This window comes from Winogradskyella sp. KYW1333, from assembly GCF_003335675.1.
Taxonomy (GTDB): domain Bacteria; phylum Bacteroidota; class Bacteroidia; order Flavobacteriales; family Flavobacteriaceae; genus Winogradskyella.
Map to the genome: position 1 here is coordinate 20,399 of NZ_QPHL01000012.1, position 22,148 is coordinate 42,546.

Consider the following 22,148-nt stretch of genomic DNA (forward strand, 5'->3'; position numbering starts at 1 on the left):
AAAACAAAAAACCGTTATTGTTTAAATAACGGTTTCTTATGAAAATTATATTTAATTAATCTCTTGCATCATATACAATTGGAAGTGTATACCTTACACCCACAGGAACATTACGTTGCTTTCCTGGCTCCATTTTAGGAATTTTTTTGATAACTCTTTTAGCTTCTTTTTCTAATACATTATGAGACCCTCTAACTCTAATATCTTTAATATTACCTTCTTTATCAATTGTAAATTGAGTATATATTCTTTGTCTACCTGATATACCATACTCAGAACCTACATCTAGATTAAATGTTCTATTTATAAGTTTTGATATTTTAGCAGACATACATTTTTTTCTCTTATCATTTGAATCGTATTTTTCACAACCTGGATAAACAGGTACTTTTTCAATATTAACCCATTCTACCAAGAGTTCTCCTTTTTCTATATCATTTTCAATCTCAGGAATTTCTGAAATCGATGATAGTATTGGAGTTGATTGCTTGGTATCCGGAGTATTTACAATATTTTCAATTTTTGGAGTATCGTCTTCAACAACCTTATATACATCTTTTAATATTTTACTAGGAAGCGATTTTGACCTTTGTGGCTCGATAACTTCAACTTCAAAAGGTTTAACATAATCTAATGAAACAATCTGATCTTCTGGTTTTTCTTTTGAAAGGGCAAACGTCTTATTTTGAAATTGCATTTCAAAAAGCGCATAAGTACCTAGCAAGCAAAGTATCAAACCTATTTGAAAATAAAGGGTTGTGTTTTTTTGTAAATTTGCATCATGCTTACGTGGCTTCTTTGATTCAGCAATGCTCTGACCAGCATTACTGAAACCTCTTTTGGAGTTTTTCATAATATATTTATTTAAAATGTTAATATTTTGAAAAAGTCACAATAAGCATACCAAAAAGAAAATCCCGTCCAATTGATTTTGAACGGGATTTTTTTATGAATTTGTATTTAATTTCTAGTCTTGTACTTGGAATACAATTGGTAAAGAATAAGGCACAATTACTGCTTTCCCTCTTTGTTTACCTGGCTTCATTTTTGGAAGTAAACTAATTACACGCTTAGCTTCTCTTTCTAAACCTGGGTGAGGACCACGAGCTCCTACACCAACAATATTACCAGCCTTATCAATTTTAAATGAAACAAAGATTCGTTTTCTACCAGCAGGTAATCCTAGATCGCTGGCTAACTCAGTATTAAATTTTTTGTTTACAAACTTTGCAACCTTCTCTGACATGCACTTCTTTTTAGCTACATTTCCCTTTTTCTTTTCACATCCAGGGAAAACAGGTACATTTTCAATTACAGAAAATGGAACCTCAATATCTTCTTCTACTTCTTCTACCTCAATTTCCTCAACTTCAACTATCTCAGCTTCCATTTCAGTTTCTGTAGATTCAATTACAGTTTCCTCTACTTCTTCTTCATCTTCAACAACCTCAATCACTTCTGGTGCCGCTGGTGGGGGTGGAGGTGGGGGTGGAGGCGTAACAATTTGTTCTGTAATTGGCACTTCCTCTTCTAATTCATCATCAAGATTTAATGAATCTAACGCTATATCACTTTTATCATACGTCTTATAATTAATAGACATGTAAGTGATTGCTAGCATTAGGGCAAGACCAACTGCAAAATAAATTGAGCTATTACGGCTTACATCAGATTTGGGATTCTTTTTAGGTTCCATAATACTGGGTTTTATAACATCGCTAATTTAATTAATAAAAAGTAAAAAAAACAAGGCTTTCATTTATTTTAACTTTAACATCGTGAATCTTATTGCAATTAGTGTGCCAATGAAAGCTCCTAATGCATTTGATAACATGTCTAATAAATCAAACGACCTGTTAGGATTTAAAACAAATTGTAATCCTTCCAAAACTGCTCCGAGGATAATGGTAGCAATTAATACGATTCTATATATATTTCTCTCATTTAGCAGTTTAACATACGTAATCCAAAAAATAGCTAAGACGAAATATGCGACAAAATGTAATATCTTATCATCAAAAGAAGAGCCTAAATCGGGTAAATCTGGAATATTTATAAGGCTTAATACAATCAATGTGATTGTATAAAAAATAGATGCTACTAGAAGTAGATTTTTAAGCACTAATTAGTTCCTTATAAGCATCTGCAGATAATAAGCTTTCTATTTGAGATTCGTCACTGATTTTAAGTTTAATCATCCAACCATCTCCATAAGGATCTGAGTTCACTTTTTCAGGTTCATCTTCTAATCCTTCATTGAATTCAATTATTTCACCAGAAAGCGGTAAGAACAAATCAGAAACTGTCTTTACAGCCTCTACAGTACCAAAAACCTCCTCGGCATCTAAAGTCTCATCAAGGGTGTCTACCTCAACGTAAACTATATCTCCCAATTCTCCTTGTGCAAAATCTGTAATTCCTACTGTTGCTACATCACCTTCTATTTTAATCCACTCGTGATCTTTGGTGTATTTTAATTCTGATGGTATGTTCATCTTTAATGTTGTAATAAATTAGTGAAACAAAAATAATTTTTTAATTGCTTCAATTCAAAATTAATTACCAAAATTATAACGTAAGGTAATACCTGATCTTAAAGAAGTCTGTGGGAAGGATGTTGATATAGCAAAATCAGAGAACGTATAATCAAAATAGAAAATACCTGTTAAGTTTTTACTGAATGCATAATCTGCGGTAAACTTGGCACCCCAAATGGTTTGACCTGCAGTTACCTGATTGTTTTCTAAATCTAAATATCTGATAATTGTCTTGTTATCTCGTACGGATATATCAGCTCGCATATTTAGATCACTCTTAATAATTTGCTTGGCTCCAGCCAGTTTAGATCTAATTCTCAAATCCTTAATTCTATATCCTAAACCGAGCGTATACTCTTCACCTTGTATCTCAGTTAATAAATTATTATCAAAACTAAGTGACAGTAACCTGTCCTTCTTAATCTCAGCTAGAACCTTTATAGAATTTTTCATTTCAAACTCTAATCTTATAAGTGGACTAAATTGTTCTTCAAGGTTAATATTACTATACAGAGTCCCATTCTTAAAATTTCCTGATTGATCTAAAACACTATCTGGCTGTTGGTCGTAAGGCTGACCTTTATTAAACTCATCTGTGTCTAAATCTAAATTGGTTCTAAATTGGTTTATGGTATATCTAGATCTATAACCATGCTGAACTGAGAATCTTCTGAATGTTTTTTTAAACCATGGGATTTTCATCAATCCAGTATACTTTAGCGTCCAATTTGGTATTGGCACATCTCTAAACGCACTAGTACTTATGCTTTCTGGATCTGAACCTTGATATGCAGATAAAAACGCAGGTAGAAGTACCCTTTGACTGTTTTTACCAAAACCTAGAGGATAACCTTCCGCATCTGTTGCGAAAGTATTTGTACCATAAAACTCCCTTGCTAATCTATTTGCAATAACTAATCTATTTGCTCTAAAATCATCAAAGGTTTTAGATTCAAATTCGTCACTTATGCTAAAAGCAGTTTTAATAAGTGCGGTAGATATATTAAAATTTCCGAAGGAATTGGTTATTAAGTCCTCATACTGATCACTTAAACCATCACCATTAAGATCCAAGGCTCTAAAAGTTTCATTAATATTCTCTGCATATGTTCTATTACCAATTAAATCTATTTTTAGATCTCTCATTGGTTCTAGATTCATAGAATAATCTAAGGTCTTGTTGGTAACCTCCGTATACTGTTGATTAAATTCTGGGAATATTGTTAACCAACCACTCTCTGCAACAATTCCTCTAATATCTCTTTGGCTACCGAATGTATAATCCCATGTTGGTCTTAAAGTACCTATAAAACCAGGTGTAGGTAAATATCCTGGTAAATACGTACCATTATTTTCAGAATATCCAAATTGAATTCGTTTTACCATTGTTACTATATCAATAACGGTGTTATAGGCTTTTTGACCAGTATTACCATTTTTGGCCGTGTTTGTAGAATTATTGTCTCGCGTTGCATTTGGAGTTGGAGCAGTACGTCTTTTAACAGCCGTATTTCTTCTACCACCACGTTGGTTACCCTTTCTTACTAAACCAATTGTTTTATAAAAGGTTTCCATATTGAGGGTAGTATTAAGGTTATGCGTATTAGAATTTTGAATAGAATGACCCAAGTTATAAGTCTGCCCATCTAATACCAGTCCCTCATTAAGATCAGAACCTTTTTGCCATTGAAATGCGCCACTATAAGCATATGTTGCTCGCAAGAAACTTAAAACAGGTATTTTATAAAGTGGGATTTCGTAATTAACTTGTAATTGTTGCGTTTGTATGTTTGGATCTCCAAAATCAAAGAATCCATCCCAAACATTAAGCTCAGGATCCTGCCTCCCATTAATTCTGTCATCAATAAAATAATTTCGAACAATATTCGTGTTTGCTGCCGTAAAGTTTAAGCTCAACGCATCAGTTAAATTATAATTTATGGCATACTGAAAATCAAAAGTATAATTGCGTCTGAATAATTCTTCAATACCAATATTGTCTCCACCAAGTTCTACTTCTCTGAACTTTTGTTTACTGAATTGCCTGTTTATATCAGTATTAACCGATATGCTACTCGGTAACAAATTGACATTAAAATCCTTTAAAATTTTCCAATATTTACCAGTGAATAATGAGTCATTCTTTTTAAACGGTTCAATCTTCGCAGGCTCAAAAGCATAGCTATAATTTACACCTGCTCTGATATTTTGATCTAATGAATTCTCTATTTCAAAATCACGATGCTCTACTTTGTTATATGAATAATTAAAAGTTAAATTTTCAACATCATAAAAATGTCTCTTACCATCACCCATTTTCTGCTTTCTAACACCAATGAAGTTTATACTTTTTCGTTTCGTATAATTTTCGTTTACCTTAAGAATTGAATCTTTGTCCGCGGTATTACTTAATTGTGTATCTAATTCTATATCTCTATAATATTCATCAAACTGAGGTGTAATAATCTCTTCACTTTGCGCATAATTAAATGGAAGCTGTATACCCCATTCCTTAGGTAGCAATTGCCCTAATTGAACATTAGTAACTACATCGTATTGTTTTACATCTTCTCTGCTTCGTTCATTAGGATTTTGCTCGATACCACCAAAACCAACTGTACTTCTTCTGCCAGTGGCACTTATATCTGCAAAATCGGCAATATTAGAATCCATGCTTACCACTGCTGCCCATCCACCTTCATTCTCTAGATCAGACATTCTAAGTTCATTAAACCAAACCTCTCCACAAGCATTCATTCCTGTATTGCCTGAATTTTTCAGCCCAACCATTAACACACGAATATCTCCAAAGTTAGGATTACCTTTGATTGCAACGCGTTGTTGTCCTATTGGTAGAGGTGCAAATTCGTCTACTGAAGTTTCATTTAAAACACCATCTATCACATCATAAAATATTGGGTCTTCATTGGCTAAGGATTGATCAAAAATACCTTTAGACTTTATATCTTGTAAAATAGATAATGGCATATTGATCTCATTAACCTCAGGCCATATTCTTTCCTTATCAGTCAATGCTGATTCGGCTAATTCTGTTGGCAATAATGGAACTTCAATTTGATAGAAATTATCAGTAAAGTCATTCCCCATTCTTATAAAAGCAACTAACTCACCCTCCTGTAAAGTTTGACCCTCTTGTGCTTCTGCATGTAAAAACATCCGTAACTTTTTATACTGACGCATGTCTACATTAATGTTTTTAAATACACCTTTAGAATCTTCTGGTTCTAATTCACAAGCCTGTAAAACTAAAGATTGCTCATTCTGCCTGATTATGTTATTATTATTATTAAGCTCTTCACGTCTTACTCCTGGAGGAATTACATAGTTACCATCATTCTCTTGTACACCAACAATTGCAACATTAAATTCTGCATCAGCACTATTGTTTGTTGAATCATTATCAAGATCTAGAGTGTATCGTCTCCAATCACTTCTCACCAAATCTAAAGTTGCAAAACGTAAAACAGTATTTTCAGTAAACTCTCTTAAATATAATCTTGCAAAACGTACAGAACGAATATCTCTGATACCACCAATTGAATTAGTTGGTTCGTTAATTGGTAATCTAAATTGGTACCACGTTACAGTTCTCTCTTGTCCGTTTGGTAATGTAACTGTTCTAACCTTTGAATCATTAATCTGAGGATTATTAGTATTAAGAACTGTTGGGTTAATATCAACCTCGTACTCAAAATAACTATCAATAGTATTCATTGTGTTATCTCTATTGATATCTTCTACATCAGGCTGGGTAGTTGAACCTCTATTTGTATCTGTAAAGATGTCTGGTGTATTTCCTTCTTGGCCGTTATATTTTTTATAACGTTCAAAAATATTACCTTCAGTATTTAAATAATATGTGTAATTATCTTTAGCTGGATCTTCTCCAAATTGAGCCCCAAATTGTATTGCCTCTTCTGTATCATCATAACCATCATAACCAACGTCTTGGTTTGTACGTTCTTGACCAGTAGTTGCAAACGTATATATTAATGATTGGTTCTGCGGAACAACTCCACCAAAAGTTGTTGGGTTAAGTAGTGAAACATCACCATCTTCAGGTAAACCATTTTCATATTGTTTTTTACCATCCTTAAGAACATCTTCAGAAATATTTCCAAGATTCAAATATAATTTACCTCCTTGACTTGATGGATTGTCTAAAAATGGATCTTGTACCCAGAACTCAATATACTCTACATTGGCTTGTTCAAAGTCAGTAGATGTAATTTGTCTTGTGATACCAGCCCAACTATCATTTGGATTAATAACATCGTTAGTTGCTGAAGGATCAAAATTATAAGGTCCTCGTTCAGATGGATAATAAGATAAATCCAATGTATTTATAACAGATGTTTGACCTTGAACAATATCTACTTCAGGAAAAATTTCTTCAATAAAAACACGTCTCGTATATAAATTAGAGACGTCATCATCTGTAATTCCTCCTGGTCGCTGACTACTATAAAAAATTGGATCAATAGTATACCAATTCAATAATGCTCTACCAAAGCCATTTTCAATTCCAGGATCATCATCTCCTGAAATGTTAGCAGGCAGTTCTTTTGGTCTACTCGCCAAAAACCATGATAATGGACTTAATAGATCAATAGCTCCTTGAGTGCCTTCAAAATCATCAATATATGCAGTAGCTTCTCCATTAAAATCGGCACCTTTTGGAGCTCCCGGCAATAGATATGCAAATTCCCCTCTCACTGAAAGATTAGAAGGTACATCTGTATCAATGTTCGGCAATTTATTTGCTAGCCTTGTAAGGAATGGAACTTCAGTTGAGAAATTACCATTCATACCGAATATCGTATTGTTAATTGGCTCGGCATTATAGTTAGCTTTCTGAGTAATAGGACGCTCATTCAAATTCAACAAAGTTGCTCCAAGTACAAAGTTTTCATTAAACTGATGCTCTACATTTATACCTGTAAATCGTCTTGTTTGTTGACCAAATACAGCATTGTTTTCTACGTCTACATTAATTGGTGTATTAGATGCTTTTAATGCCTCATCTAATATTTCAACACGTCCTAATTGATAATTTACTGTATAATCGATTCCCTCTACAAGTAATCTCCCTCCTGCTGTAACCCTAACTGATCCACGAGGTACGTTGAATGCACCTATAGGTATACCTCCACCTGCACCACTACTTTTAAATCTACCTTTAATCTGAAATTTATTCTTCTCGGCATCATCTAACGCCTCAGTTTTAGTTGATTTATATAACAAGTCATATACATATTTCTCCTGATTAGGATTTGTATAAACATCTTGCTCATAATCTGTGTCATTATTGTTTGGATTGTCATCGTCATCAAGAACATCGAAAAGATATCTACCAAAAGGCTCTGATTTGGTGAAAATTATTTTTCCATTTTGTGTAAGAACTGTTAATCCAGGCACATAATCAAAGAAACCATCTCCTCGTTCCTGAGGGTCATTATTAAAATTAAGTCTGTCTAAATGAAATAAGCGTATTAAAGGAGTTTCACTTATTTCAGTATCATCTCCAGTAAATGGTGTATTATTATTAAACGGGGGGAAAGGAACTTCAACACCATTGACCTCTACTGGTCTAATATAATTAACTGGTGATGCTTCAGTATAAAATATGTTTAATCTAAAATCTTCTTGACTTAGTTGAAAGGCACCTGTGTCATAAATATTTTTCATCATTAAGTCCCAAATAGGAAGATCAACAACTGTTACGGCACTCTTAAGCATTTTTAAGATTAAACTTTGATTGTTAATCACTTCATTAGGGCTACCAGTATCAACGGTAGTTGCATCGACACCATCATTAGCAAACTCACCAACTTGGTATACCTCGCCACCAATTGTATACTGAAATGCTACAGCTAAAACCTCATCATTTAGAAGTCTTTGATTCAAAGATATATAACCTAATTCAGTATTTAGAACATAGTCTTGCCCTTCTTGTAATTTTCTAGCTGCTTCTAGTTTCCCAAAATCAAAACCTTCATTGACCGGAATATTAATCCCAGTTTCAACAACGGTTATATCCCTAACATTATCGTTTAACAATGATCCTGGACCACCAATATTTGTTGGATCAAAATCATTGTTCTCGTTTCTTGGTAATTCTGAAGGGTTATTAATAAAACCTCCAGGTATTGGATTTAAACCAATATTATCAACCTGAGACTCACCTAAATCTTGAAAAGCAACAACATTTCTTACGTTATCAGTTTGATTATTTCTATTAGTAACCCATACTTCTACTCTTGTAATCTGTAACCCTTTATTATCAATAAAAGGATATTGCAATAATGCTTTGTCATAATTGTCACTAAAGTAATGCGCTAAAAAGAAGTGCCTATTCTCATCATAGTCTCGTGCAAAGAATTCAAACTCTTCAACCGTACCACCTCCCTGAGCTACAACTGATCTTGATTGAGATTGCTGTTCGGAAAAAACAGCAGTTACAGTGGTCTTACCAAACTGTAATTCTGTCTTAACACCAAATAAACTTTGTGCTCCGGTTATTAAAGAGCTGTTCAAAGGCATATTAACATTACCTACTTCAATCTTTCTAATTATATCATCTTCTGTAGGCGTATACTCTAATTTGACAAGGTTTTGAAAATCAAATGTAGACTCTGTATCATAATTAGCAGTAACCTGTAATCTCGTACCAACTTTACCGAGCAGGCTTAAACTGATTCTCTGATCAAAATCGAATGTAAAATTGGTTCTATTCCTAGGAGAGAAAGCAGGATTATCCTGTCTCGAAAATAAAACACCCAAATCAACTTCAACTGAACCTTGCGGTACAACATTGATTGTATTACCTCCAAAAATAGTTTCAAACAGACCTGAGTTAACATAAAATTCAGGGAGTAGATTCTTTTGGCCTTCTTCAGTTCCATCTTTCTGACCTGCAACAGCATCTGCCATTTGCTTATAATATTCCTTCAGCTTTTCTTGAAGAACCAATTTTTGAAATTCTTCTGGTGTAAGGATTAATGGATAATTGGTATTGAAATTACCAATCTTCTCAGTGTAAATATATCTGTCTAAAATAGGGTCGTACGTGTACTTTGCAACGATACTGTTGGGATTTGGCATATTCAACTTACCAAATGCAAAGGTAGTCTTTGTAGAATCTTGTTGTTGCTCAGGTTCTTGCGCGTAAACAAGCCCACCAAATAGCATTAACACTAATAAGTATAAAAAACGAATTGAATTGAAATGTTGATTATAGTTAGTTTTATTCAATTTTTTATAGGTTTTTCAGAGCTTCTTTTATGATTTGCTCCACAAGGGCATCTGGTTCAGTTTTCAAAATTTTATCAATCACTTTCTCAGATTGTTTTTTGTTAAATCCTAAAACTTCTAATGCTGATAACGCTTCATCTTTATTAGTATTGTTTGGTATAAGAGAAAGTTCATCTATGCCATATACTTTTAACACTTTATCTTTTAAATCAATAATAACTCGCTGAGCAGTTTTAGCACCAATTCCTTTTACACTTTGTATTAGTGCAACATGTCCACTTGCAATGCCTTCTTTAATCTGTTCTGGAGTTAAAGAAGATAACATGGTTCTTGCAGTATTTGCTCCAATACCACTAACAGATATGAGCAACTTGAATATTTCTCTTTCTGCCTTTGAAGAAAAACCGTAAAGTGAATGAGAATCCTCTCTAACTTGAAGATAAGTATATAGTCTTAAATTTTCACTATCTGGAATCTGGGAAAAAGTGTGGAGTGATATATTTATAAAGTACCCTACGCCATTGCAATCAATGACAACGTCAGTAGGATTTTTTTCAACAAGTCTTCCCTCTAAGTGTGTAATCATAAATCCTTTTAAATACCTAGATTAACCCAAAAGAAACTATTTAATTTTAACCTCAAACTATTGTGCTAATTAGTTGAATAAAACAAAAGAATTAGATTTCAATGGTTAATAAGCCAAATGTACTAAAATTATTTACATTACAAAGGGCGAGTTGCTCTGATAAAATGCCTAAATTTATTGTTTTTTCTCACGTTCTTGAGCATCAATAACTGCAATAGCAGACATGTTAACAATTTCATCTACACTAGCACCTAATTGAAGTATATGAACAGGTTTTTTCATTCCCATCATAATTGGTCCGATGGATTCTACCTTATTCAATTCTTTAAGAAGTTTGTATGTAATATTTGCAGCATCTAAATTTGGAAAGATTAATGAATTAACTTTTCTGCCAGCAAGTTTAGAAAACGGAAATATATCTTGTAGCATTTCTGAATTAAGAGCAAAATCTGTCTGAACTGCACCATCAACAATCATATTTGGATAGGCCTTGTGTAAAAAATCAACTGCTTTATTAACTTTCTTTGCTCTTGGATTTTCAGAAGATCCAAAATTTGAGTATGAAACCATAGCCATTATGGGTTCTATACCAAACATTTTTACCACGTTCGAAGTCATTCTGGCGATTCGCGCAAGGTCTTTTGAACTTGGTTCAATATTTATTGACGTATCACTCAAGAACATTGGTCCTCTTTGTGTCATCATTACATTTGTAGTTGCTATCCTAGAGGCACTATCTGCCATACCAATTAATTCTAACATTGGTTTCACAACATTAGGGTAACTTCGTGAATATCCAGTAACTAAACCATCTGCATCACCTGAATTTACCATCATTGCGGCATAGTAATTTCTTTCTCTCATTTTCTGCTCTGCCGCATAAAGTGTTACGCCCTGTCTTTGCCTTTTCTCCCAATAGGCCTTGGCATAACGATTTTTACGATCAAGTTCTTCATCTGATTTTGGATCCAAGATTGGAACATCTGCATCAAAATCTATTTCCTCCATTAGGTTGATTATAGTATCTCTTCTCCCCAATAATATAGGTTGTGCAACGCCTTCTTCATGTACTATCTGTGCAGCCTTAAGAACGTCTAACTGATCCGCCTCAGCAAAAACTATTCGCTTTGGATTAGTTCTCGCTCTGCCCAATAACATTCTAACAAGTTTATTATCTGAACCTAATCTTTCAAGAAGAGAGTTCTTATATTTTTCCCAATCTTCAATTTCCTCTTTAGCAACACCACTCTCAATTGCTGCTTTTGCAACTGCTGGAGGTACTTCTGCAATTAACCTAGGGTCAAATGGTTTTGGGATTATATAATCTCGTCCAAAAGTCAACCTAGTTTCGTTATATGCAAGATTTACCTGTTCTGGCACAGGTTCTTTTGCTAATCTTGATAGGGCCAAAACAGCTGCTTTTTTCATTGCTTCATTTATCTTTGTTGCCCTTACATCTAATGCACCTCTAAAAATAAATGGAAAACCAAGCACATTGTTTACTTGATTAGGATGATCACTTCTTCCCGTTGCCATAATAATATCATCTCTAGTGTCAATTGCTAAATTGTAATTAATCTCTGGATCGGGATTAGCCATAGCAAAAACAATAGGGTTCTTGGCCATTGTCTTTAACATTTGAGGTGATACTATATCTGCCATTGATAAACCAATAAATACATCAGCATCTACCATCGCCTCATCTAGCGTGTCAATTTTTCTATCTGTGGCAAACTCAGCTTTTTGAGTAGTTAGGTTTGGTCTGTCATTCCTTATAACACCTTTACTATCAAGCATTACAATGTTTTCCTTTTTAGCATCAAATGCCTGATATAATCTGGTACAAGAAATTGCTGCTGCACCAGCACCACTTACTACTATTTTTACCTCCTCAATTCTTTTTTCCGCTAATTCAAGTGCATTCAACAGAGCGGCTGCTGAGATAATTGCAGTTCCATGCTGATCGTCGTGCATGACCGGAATATCCAGTTCTTCTTTGAGTCTACGCTCAATTTCAAAGGCTTCTGGAGCCTTAATGTCTTCTAAATTAATGCCACCAAAAGTTGGTGCGATATTCTTTACAGTTTCAATGAATTCGTCAACATTCTCAGTATCAACTTCAATATCAAACACATCTATATCAGCAAAGATTTTAAATAGTAACCCTTTTCCTTCCATCACAGGTTTAGATGCTTCAGGTCCTATATTTCCTAAACCTAAAACTGCTGTACCATTTGAAATCACCGCAACCAAGTTGCCCTTTGCAGTGTATTTATATACATTCTCTACATCTTTATCAATTTCCAAACACGGTTCTGCAACACCTGGTGAATAAGCTAGTGATAAATCTCTCTGTGATGCATATTTTTTAGTGGGAATAACTTTTATCTTTCCTGGTGTAGGCTTAGCATGGTAAACTAATGCCTCTATACGTTTACTCTGTTTGCTCATATTTCAAAAAGAATTAAGCATCAAAGATACGCAATGATATAATCAAAAATTAATCTTTAAGGAATTGAATGTTTCGTTTTAATCCTGAGAACTTTGTACGTTTCACAGCAGACTTTTTAAAGATTTTTTTAAAAGTATCTTCTGTAATCTCTTCCCAATCTTTCTTTGTCATTGCTAAAAGTTCAGGATGTGGATTAAACAAGGGTTCATTATGTGATTTACTAAATCGATTCCATGGACAAATATCTTGGCATATATCACAACCAAACATCCAATCATCAACTTTTCCTTTAAACTCTGATGGGATATTTTCTTTTAGCTCAATGGTAAAGTAGGAGATACATTTGCTGCCATCAACAACATAGGGTTCAGTTATTGCTTCAGTTGGACAAGCATCAATACACGCTGTACATGTGCCGCAATGATCCGTTACTGGAGTATCATACTCTAATTCCAAATCGATAATCAATTCTGCAATAAAGTAGAAAGATCCTACTTGCTGAGTTAATAGATTAGAATTCTTACCTATCCAACCTAATCCTGATTTTGCCGCCCAAGCTTTGTCCAGTACTGGTGCAGAATCTACAAAGGCACGACCATGAACTTCACCAATTTCTTGCTGTATAATTAACAACAATTCTTTTAGTTTTTCTTTAATGACAAAATGGTAATCGTTACCAAATGCATATTTGGAGAGCTTATATGAATCTTCATTCTGAATGTCTGGAGGATAATAGTTAAGCAATAAGGACACCACACTTTTTGATCCTTCAACTAATAATGTTGGATCTAAACGCTTATCGAAATGATTTTCCATATATTTCATCTCACCATGCATATTCTTTTGTAACCAGGCTTCAAGTCGAGGAGCTTCGTCTTCTAAAAACTCTGCTTTAGAAACTCCACAAGACAAAAAACCGAGGCGCTTGGCTTCGGTTTTAATCAGTTCTGTATGTTTGGTAATATTGTTTATCAACTTGATAAAATTCAATTAAGAAAGTCTTATTAAAATAACCCTCCTTGTTGAGGCCCTTTTATTTTACCTAAATGCTTATAGGCTTGTTCAGTAACTTCCCTGCCTCTTGGAGTTCTCATAATGAATCCCTGCTGTATTAAAAAAGGCTCATACACTTCCTCAATCGTTTCCGCACTTTCACTTACCGCAGTGGCTAATGTTGTAATACCTACTGGGCCACCTTTAAATTTATCAATAATTGTAGATAGAATTTTATTATCCATTTCATCCAATCCATGAGCATCTACATTAAGAGCCTCTAATGAAAATTTAGCTATTTCAATATCAATATTACCATTACCCTTTATTTGAGCAAAATCTCTAACTCGTCTTAGCAAAGCATTAGCTATTCTAGGTGTTCCTCGACTTCTACCTGCGATTTCAATTGCGGCTTCCATGGAAATAGGAACATTTAAAATTGATGCACTACGCTGGACAATTGTTGTTAAAAGATCTGTCTTATAATATTGAAGTCTACTGCTTATTCCAAATCGGGCACGCATTGGTGCCGTAAGTAAACCTGAACGGGTTGTTGCCCCTACAAGTGTAAATGGATTTAGATTAATTTGAACAGTTCTGGCGTTGGGACCAGACTCTATCATAATATCTATTTTATAATCCTCCATTGCCGAATACAAATATTCCTCTACAATTGGGCTTAATCGATGTATCTCATCAATAAATAGAACATCTCTGTCCTCAAGGTTAGTTAACAAACCTGCAAGATCACCAGGTTTGTCTAATACTGGACCAGAAGTTACTTTGATACCAACATCTAATTCATTAGCCAATATATGAGCTAGGGTAGTTTTTCCTAATCCAGGAGGTCCATGAAACAAGGTATGGTCTAGAGCTTCATCTCTAAGGTTTGCTGCTTGCACAAATACCAATAAGTTTTCAAGCACCTGATCCTGACCAGTAAAGTCACTAAAGGTTAACGGACGAAGCTTTTTTTCTACGTCTAACTCTTCTGGGCTATAATTGTCGTTGGTTGGATCTAAATTATCGTTCATACATAACAAATATAACGAAAAAGCCTTTCTGATTCAGAAAGGCTTTTCAATATTATATTGAGAATTACTCTAATGATGAAGTTCCTCTTCACCTTCTTTCATTGGTACATTCTGTGGCACAAAATCATCATCATGTCCGGGTTTACTATAATCGTAAGACCAACGGTATACATGAGGTATTTCTCCTGGCCAGTTACCATGCATATGCTTTACTGGAGCAGTCCATTCTAAGGTATTAGATTTCCATGGATTTTGTTCAGCTTTCTTGCCATAGAAAATACTACTGATGAAGTTGTATAAGAATACTATTTGTACAACACCTCCAACTAAAGCGAACATTGTTATTACAAGCTGTGCATTTGTAGTATCATCAAATAGTGGAAAATTTGAATTGGTATAATAACGTCTTGGTAAACCAGCCATACCTATAAAATGCATTGGGAAAAATACACCGTAGGCACAGACAGCTGTAACCCAAAAATGTAAATATCCTAAGTTTTTATTCATCATTCGTCCAAACATTTTTGGGAACCAATGATAGATACCCGCAAACACACCATATAATGCTGAAATACCCATTACTAAATGGAAGTGAGCTACAACAAAATAAGTGTCATGTACATTAATATCTAAAGCACTATCTCCTAAAATAATTCCTGTAAGACCTCCAGTGATAAAAGTAGATACTAATCCTATTGAAAATAGCATAGCAGGATTCATTTGTAGATTACCCTTCCAGAGCGTCGTTATATAATTAAATGCCTTTACAGCCGATGGAATTGCAATAAGTAATGTAGTAAATGTAAATACCGAACCTAAGAAAGGATTCATACCAGAAATAAACATATGGTGACCCCAAACAATTGTAGATAAAAATGCAATCGCTAAGATTGAGGCTACCATTGCACGATAACCAAATATAGGTTTTCGAGAATTAGTGGCTATTATTTCAGAGGTTATACCCAAGGCTGGTAATAATACAATATATACCTCAGGGTGACCTAAGAACCAAAATAAGTGTTCAAATAATACTGGCGAACCACCCTGATAATGTAATACTTCACCTTGAATAAAAATATCAGACAAGAAGAATGATGTACCAAAGCTCCTATCCATTATTAACAACAAAGCAGCTGAAAGTAATACCGGGAACGAAATAACACCTATTATTGCTGTAACAAAAAATGCCCAAATCGTTAATGGTAATCTAGTCATTGACATACCCTTTGTACGTAAGTTTATTACTGTTACTATATAATTTAATGATCCTAATAATGAAGATGCAATAAAAATAGCCATTGAGACTAACCACAATGTCATACCCATACCTGAACCACCTTGAGCTAACGGTAAGGCTGATAATGGAGGGTAGATAGTCCAACCAGCAGCAGCAGGACCAGCCTCAACAAAAAAGGAGGCAATCATAAAAACACATGACAAAAAGAATAACCAATATGAAATCATATTTAGGAATCCTGATGCCATATCTCTTGCTCCAATCTGTAATGGAATTAAAAGATTACTAAACGTTCCACTCAGTCCAGCTGTTAATACAAAGAATACCATAATTGTACCATGGATTGTTACTAATGCCAAGTAAATATCTGCATCCATAACACCTCCGGGTGCCCATTTACCTAATAAAGATTCGAAAATAACATTAGGTTGTTCCGGCCATGCTATTTGCATACGGATCATTAAAGACATTAAAATCCCAATGATACCCATAATGATTACACCAGTTATTAAGTACTGTTTAGCAATCATTTTATGGTCTTGACTAAATATGTATTTAGTCACAAAAGTTTCTTTGTGGTGATGTACGTCGTGGTCATCCTGTACGTGTGTATCTCCTGTTGCTGACATAATCTTTTGTTCTTTTTCTTTATTTTTTTAATTTAATAATGAATTTTCAAATGTCTTTTGCTCTTTAATCCAAGCATCAAATTCTTCTTGTGTTTCCACAACAATTTTCATTTGCATGTTATAATGTGATTTGCCACAAATTTTATTACATAGTAAAAGGTAATCAAATTCGTAAAGCAAATCTTGACCTGCTTCTTCAATCTCAGCCTGTCTTTCAACTCTTAATTCATTAATATTTTTTACTTTATTCTGAATATCTGGATTCTGACGCATTTCAGCGGTTGTTACTGTTGGTGTAAATGCAAACTGTGTTACCATACCAGGCACACAATTCATCTGAGCTCTAAAATGTGGCATATAAGCTGAGTGCAATACATCTTGAGAACGCATCTTAAATAAGATTGGTTTTCCAACAGGAAGATGCAATTCTGTTACAATAACATCATCTTGGGCATTAGGATCAGATTCATCAACTCCCAAAATATTAGCGTTATCAAGGTCAATCAATCTTACATTTGCCTTACCTAATACATTGTCATCTCCCCCATAACGCGCCTTCCAGTTAAATTGTTGCGCATATAATTCTACAATCATAGGATCCTTTTGTTCATCTACCGTCATAATATCATTCCATGTAAATAAACCATAAATAATTAATCCTGCTAATACAATCACAGGAATACCAGTCCAAATAGCTTCTAATGTATTGTTATCAGCATAGAATAATGCTTTTTTTCCTTTTTCACCTTTGTATTTGTAAGCAAAATAATGCAACAAAAATTGAGTTATAATCTGAACAATAAAAATTACTACAAATGATATAATCAAAAGATTATCAAGTCCAGGACCATGCTCAGAAGCAGAATTTGAAATTAAAGGTTGATCACCCAAATAAATAAAACTAACTATTGTAATCCCGTAGATAAAAACCAAAAATCCAAGCATTAAATAGCCATTAATTCTATTGTCATTATCATCTGCAATCTGTGAATTTGAAGCGCCAACTTGAGCCAAATTAAAAATCTTTACCATCTGCCATATAGCAACGGCTACAAAGAGTACAATTAATATTGTTAATAAAGCAGTCATTATCTTTTCTGTTCTTTTTTAATAATTAATAATGGAAATGTTCACTTTCCTTAATAAATGGATTTCCTTTCGCCAGCAACGGTGCCTTCCCTAACGCAGTAAATACAATCCATAGGAATAAACCAGCAAATAATAAAATTGATCCTAATTCAGGAATTCCTATAAACCACCTTTCACCCACTGTAGCAGGCATAATCATATTAAATACATCAATATAGTGCCCACATAGTATTACAATTCCAGCCATTATAACGAACCAGTTGATGCGCTTATAATCACTATTCATTAATAATAATAATGGGAAGATAAAGTTCATAGCTAACATCCCGAAGAATGGTAACTTATAATCTTCAATACGTGTAACGAAATAGGTCACCTCTTCTGGAATGTTTGAGTACCAAATAAGCATAAATTGAGAGAACCATAAGTAGGTCCAGAATATACTGATACCAAACATAAACTTAGCTAAATCATGAATATGGCTATCATTAACAAATTCTAATAAACCTTTTGACTTAAGGTAAATTGAAATCATGGCAATGACAGTTATACCACTTACAAACATACTTGCAAATACGTACCATCCAAATAAAGTACTAAACCAGTGTGGGTCAACACTCATGATCCAATCCCATGACATCATAGATTCTGTATAGATATAGAATACTAAGAATGCAGCTGAAATTCTGAAGTTCTTTTTAAAATTCTTATTATCATCGGCTTTATCTTGTGCCAATGAGAATTTTCTAGAAAAATGTCTGTATAAAGACCAACCTGAAATAAAAATAATACCTCTAATTACAAACCATGTTAGATTTAAATATCCTGATTTTCCTTGAATTAATTTATCATGTTCTACAACTTCAGGATCCATCCAAACAAATAAATTATAATGTCCTATAGTACCTGATGCAACTGCAATTAATAATACTATTAGAGCTCCTGGTAAAACATAAGCTGTAATACCTTCCATAACTCTAAATAAGACGGGAGACCAGCCCGCTTGTGCAGCATACTGAATCGCATAAAACGCCAGAACACCTAATGCAATCATAAAGAAAAAGAAAGCTGCAACATAAAGTGCCGCCCAAGGTCTATTATGTATTTGATGAAGTACGTGCTCTTCATGACTCATTTCATGACCACCATCATGCGCTTCATCTCCATGTCCTTCTTCTGCATGTGACACAGATTCACCGTGAGCATCAGAATGAGATTCTTCACCGTGAGATGCAACTGAATGGTTGTCTGCATCACCATGATCTCCATGATGAGCTTGATTAGCAAGATACTCAGAAATATTATCTTCATTCACCTTGTGAGAATCCATGAAGCCATAACCAACGCCTAATAATCCTAAGACTATTAAGACGATAGCACTCATTTTTAATCGATTTGAAATTTTATATTCCATTTATATAATCTTTATCTAAATCTTATTTTTCTAAATCTGCCTTAAGTTTCTCAACATATGCCGTAACTTGCCATCTTTCTTCTTCATTCAACTGGTTGGCATAAGATCCCATTGTGTTTTTACCATAATAAATAACGTGGTAAATACTACCTGTTGTAATAGCTCTACCAGCATCATCGTAACTAGGAACACCTAATATCTTTTCACGTTGAACAAGTTTACCTTGTCCGTTACCCTTATTACCATGACAAATTCCACAATACACATCGTATAATTCTTTACCTCTTGTAAAATCAACCTGTGTAGAATCTAATGGACTAGTCAAACTAGATTTAGCTTGTTCATATCCTTCGTTAGTATCTTCGATTTCATAAGGCATAAAATCACCTCTTGGTATTGTTCCTTCTGCAGGCAATTGTGCTTCAACGCCATTAGCAAATGCATCAGATTCTTGATATGCTTCATAACCAACTGGCTCATACATATTTGGCATGTATTGATAGTTTGGCCTAGAATTTTTTTGGCAAGATGTAAATCCAACCAACAAAATTGCAACTACTATATATTTTGTGGCTATCTTCATATTAATGTGCATCTTCTTCTTTATCAACAATATTTATTTCTACAGCTCCAGTATCCTTTAATAATGAAGTTAATTCACTTTCGTTATTATGAACAGTAACCTCCATTAAGAAATGATCATCTGTGGTTCTTGGATCCGGGTTTTCAGCTTTTTTAAATGGCCACATTCTACTTCTCAAATAAAATGTTATTACCATTAAGTGAGCTGCAAAGAATACGGTAAGCTCAAACATAATAGGTACAAAGGCTGGCATATTCTCTAAATAACTAAAACTTGGTTTACCACCAATATCTTGTGGCCAATCTTTTATCATTATGAAATTCATCATCACAATTGCCACCGTTAAGCCAACACAACCATACATAAATGATGTAATCGCGATACGCGTTGGTGCTAATCCCATTGCCTTATCTAGTCCATGAACTGGAAAAGGTGTATATATTTCTTCAATGTGATGATTCTCTGCCTTAACCTTTTTAACGGCTGACATTAACACATCGTCATCTGTATAAATAGCATGAATTACTTTTGAAGCTTCCATAGACTATATTAGTTATTTAATAAGTTTTTAGCTTGTCCTGCCCAATCATCACGTTCTGCCCTGCCAGGGAAAGAACCTGTTATTGAATCTAACAAGTCATATTCTGTTTTTGTCATCTTACTTACCTGTAAGAATTTGTAAATTCCAATACTATTAAGTACTTGTTCCATTTTAGGACCAACACCACTAATTTTCTTAAGATCATCAGCCGTTTGGGTTGATGCATCAAAGGATCCAATAGTTCCTATTAGGTTATTAACCTTTTCTGTATTATCACCGCTATCATTTGCTTTAGTTTCTGCCACAGTTGGTACAACTATACCATTTGTTTTAGATGTTCTTGCATCTGCTCCTGTACCAACTAAACTTTCACCACCTTCTCTTAAACGCTTATAACGCTCTCCGGAAGATTTTAAAATTGTCTTCACCTCTGCCTGAGCTATAACTGGGAATGTACGGGAGTATAATAAGAATAGTACAAAGAAGAAACCTATTGTTCCAATAAAAATTCCAATATCAACAAAAGTAGGAGAGAACATTGTCCAAGATGATGGCAAGTAATCTCTATGTAATGATGTTACGATAATTACAAATCTTTCAAACCACATTCCAATATTCACTACAATAGAAATAAAGAATGAGAACATAATACTTGTTCTTAATTTCTTAAACCACATGAACTGTGGAGAGAATACGTTACACGTCATCATTGCCCAGTATGCCCACCAGTATGGTCCTGTTGCTCTGTTTAAGAATGCATATTGCTCATATTCAACACCAGAATACCATGCAATAAATAACTCAGTAATATATGCTACACCAACGATTGAACCCGTAATCATAATTACAATGTTCATTAATTCAATATGCTGTACTGTGATATAATCTTCAAGGTTACAAACTTTTCTCATTATAATAAGTAAGGTGTTTACCATTGCAAACCCAGAGAATATTGCACCTGCTACGAAGTAAGGTGGGAATATAGTTGTATGCCAACCAGGAATCACCGAAGTTGCGAAGTCGAATGATACGATTGTATGTACAGAGAGTACTAATGGTGTTGCTAAACCTGCAAGGACCAATGATACTTCTTCAAAACGTTGCCAATCTTTTGCTCTACCTGACCATCCAAAACTTAATAAAGAATAAATCTTCTTCTGAAATGGTCTAACAGCTCTATCTCTTATCATTGCAAAATCAGGTAGTAGTCCTGTCCACCAGAACACTAATGAAACTGACAAATAGGTAGAAATTGCAAATACATCCCATAATAACGGAGAGTTGAAATTCACCCATAAGGAGCCAAATTGATTTGGTATAGGCAATACCCAGTACGCTAACCACGGACGACCCATATGAATAATTGGGAATAGTCCAGCTTGGATTACCGAGAAAATGGTCATCGCTTCAGCAGAACGGTTAATTGCCATTCTCCATTTTTGACGGAATAATAAAAGTACAGCAGAAATAAGTGTTCCTGCGTGACCAATACCTACCCACCAAACGAAGTTAGTAATATCCCAAGCCCAGTTAACAGTCTTATTAAGACCCCAAACTCCAATACCTGTGGAGATGGTATAAATAATACAACCTATTCCCCAAAGAAACGCGACCAAGGAGATGCTGAATACTATCCACCATGCTTTGTTGGCTTTGCCTTCAACTGGACGAGCTACATCAACAGTAACATCGTGATATGATTTTTCTCCAGTTACTAAAGGTCTTCTAATAGGTGCTTCGTAATGAGACGCCATAATTATATAATTGATTCTTTAATT

15 protein-coding genes are annotated in these 22,148 nt (G+C 34.3%); all 15 read right to left on the reverse strand.

The genetic code is table 11. The annotated features are described in order from the left end of the window. Positions 1–55: 55 nt before the first annotated feature. The 15 genes from DUZ96_RS02625 to nrfD all read right to left on the reverse strand — a co-directional run bounded on the left by DUZ96_RS02625 (position 56) and on the right by nrfD (position 22,124). Complete coding sequence (locus DUZ96_RS02625; RefSeq protein WP_114300269.1) at positions 56–853, reverse strand: energy transducer TonB; 798 nt, start codon at positions 851–853, stop codon at positions 56–58. A gap of 114 nt (positions 854–967) precedes the next feature. Next, entirely contained in the window at positions 968–1,696 is a 729-nt protein-coding gene (locus DUZ96_RS02630) for an energy transducer TonB (RefSeq protein WP_114300271.1), read from the reverse strand. Positions 1,697–1,759: 63 nt separating this feature from the next. Next, positions 1,760–2,122, reverse strand: coding sequence for a VanZ family protein (locus DUZ96_RS02635; protein WP_114300273.1), 363 nt, complete (start codon positions 2,120–2,122; stop codon positions 1,760–1,762). After that, a complete protein-coding gene (gene gcvH / locus DUZ96_RS02640; protein ID WP_114300275.1) occupies positions 2,115–2,495 on the reverse strand; it encodes a glycine cleavage system protein GcvH in 381 nt (126 codons plus the stop codon). Before gcvH ends, DUZ96_RS02635 begins: the two co-directional genes overlap by 8 nt. Positions 2,496–2,555: 60 nt before the next feature. Beyond that, positions 2,556–9,812, reverse strand: coding sequence for a cell surface protein SprA (gene sprA, locus DUZ96_RS02645; RefSeq protein ID WP_409010757.1), 7,257 nt, complete (start codon positions 9,810–9,812; stop codon positions 2,556–2,558). 4 nt (positions 9,813–9,816) lie between these two features. Beyond that, a complete protein-coding gene (ruvA, locus tag DUZ96_RS02650) occupies positions 9,817–10,398 on the reverse strand; it encodes a Holliday junction branch migration protein RuvA (protein WP_114300278.1) in 582 nt (193 codons plus the stop codon). Positions 10,399–10,572: 174 nt separating this feature from the next. After that, positions 10,573–12,849 carry an NADP-dependent malic enzyme gene (locus DUZ96_RS02655; protein ID WP_114300280.1) on the reverse strand — a complete coding sequence of 759 codons (2,277 nt, stop codon included), beginning with the start codon at positions 12,847–12,849 and terminating at the stop codon, positions 10,573–10,575. Positions 12,850–12,898: 49 nt separating this feature from the next. Then, positions 12,899–13,825, reverse strand: coding sequence for a tRNA epoxyqueuosine(34) reductase QueG (queG, locus tag DUZ96_RS02660; protein WP_409010758.1), 927 nt, complete (start codon positions 13,823–13,825; stop codon positions 12,899–12,901). Between the two features lie 29 nt (positions 13,826–13,854). Then, on the reverse strand, positions 13,855–14,877 hold the full coding sequence (gene ruvB / locus DUZ96_RS02665; RefSeq protein ID WP_114300282.1) for a Holliday junction branch migration DNA helicase RuvB: 1,023 nt from the start codon (positions 14,875–14,877) through the stop codon (positions 13,855–13,857). A 69-nt stretch (positions 14,878–14,946) separates the two neighbouring features. Then, positions 14,947–16,743 carry a cbb3-type cytochrome c oxidase subunit I gene (locus DUZ96_RS02670; protein ID WP_114300284.1) on the reverse strand — a complete coding sequence of 599 codons (1,797 nt, stop codon included), beginning with the start codon at positions 16,741–16,743 and terminating at the stop codon, positions 14,947–14,949. Between the two features lie 27 nt (positions 16,744–16,770). Further along, positions 16,771–17,832: a cytochrome c oxidase subunit II gene (locus tag DUZ96_RS02675; RefSeq protein WP_114300286.1), complete on the reverse strand. Its 1,062-nt coding sequence runs from the start codon at positions 17,830–17,832 to the stop codon at positions 16,771–16,773. Between the two features lie 25 nt (positions 17,833–17,857). Next, a complete protein-coding gene (locus DUZ96_RS02680; protein WP_114300288.1) occupies positions 17,858–19,246 on the reverse strand; it encodes a quinol:cytochrome C oxidoreductase in 1,389 nt (462 codons plus the stop codon). Positions 19,247–19,268: 22 nt separating this feature from the next. Then, on the reverse strand, positions 19,269–19,829 hold the full coding sequence (locus DUZ96_RS02685; RefSeq protein WP_258774297.1) for a cytochrome c: 561 nt from the start codon (positions 19,827–19,829) through the stop codon (positions 19,269–19,271). Between the two features lies 1 nt (position 19,830). Then, complete coding sequence (locus tag DUZ96_RS02690) at positions 19,831–20,370, reverse strand: DUF3341 domain-containing protein (RefSeq protein ID WP_114300292.1); 540 nt, start codon at positions 20,368–20,370, stop codon at positions 19,831–19,833. Positions 20,371–20,378: 8 nt separating this feature from the next. Next, positions 20,379–22,124, reverse strand: coding sequence for an NrfD/PsrC family molybdoenzyme membrane anchor subunit (gene nrfD / locus DUZ96_RS02695; RefSeq protein ID WP_114300294.1), 1,746 nt, complete (start codon positions 22,122–22,124; stop codon positions 20,379–20,381). Between the last annotated feature and the right edge of the window lie 24 nt (positions 22,125–22,148).

Coding starts and splice junctions, on each gene's coding strand:
- DUZ96_RS02625 (WP_114300269.1), bottom strand. CDS start 853: ATGAAAAACTCCAAAAGAGGTTTCAGTAATGCTGGTCAGAGCATTGCT.
- DUZ96_RS02630 (WP_114300271.1), bottom strand. CDS start 1,696: ATGGAACCTAAAAAGAATCCCAAATCTGATGTAAGCCGTAATAGCTCA.
- gcvH (WP_114300275.1), bottom strand. CDS start 2,495: ATGAACATACCATCAGAATTAAAATACACCAAAGATCACGAGTGGATT.
- ruvA (WP_114300278.1), bottom strand. CDS start 10,398: ATGATTACACACTTAGAGGGAAGACTTGTTGAAAAAAATCCTACTGAC.
- DUZ96_RS02655 (WP_114300280.1), bottom strand. CDS start 12,849: ATGAGCAAACAGAGTAAACGTATAGAGGCATTAGTTTACCATGCTAAG.
- ruvB (WP_114300282.1), bottom strand. CDS start 14,877: ATGAACGATAATTTAGATCCAACCAACGACAATTATAGCCCAGAAGAG.
- DUZ96_RS02670 (WP_114300284.1), bottom strand. CDS start 16,743: ATGTCAGCAACAGGAGATACACACGTACAGGATGACCACGACGTACAT.
- DUZ96_RS02675 (WP_114300286.1), bottom strand. CDS start 17,832: ATGACTGCTTTATTAACAATATTAATTGTACTCTTTGTAGCCGTTGCT.
- DUZ96_RS02680 (WP_114300288.1), bottom strand. CDS start 19,246: ATGGAATATAAAATTTCAAATCGATTAAAAATGAGTGCTATCGTCTTA.
- DUZ96_RS02685 (WP_258774297.1), bottom strand. CDS start 19,829: ATGAAGATAGCCACAAAATATATAGTAGTTGCAATTTTGTTGGTTGGA.
- DUZ96_RS02690 (WP_114300292.1), bottom strand. CDS start 20,370: ATGGAAGCTTCAAAAGTAATTCATGCTATTTATACAGATGACGATGTG.
- nrfD (WP_114300294.1), bottom strand. CDS start 22,124: ATGGCGTCTCATTACGAAGCACCTATTAGAAGACCTTTAGTAACTGGA.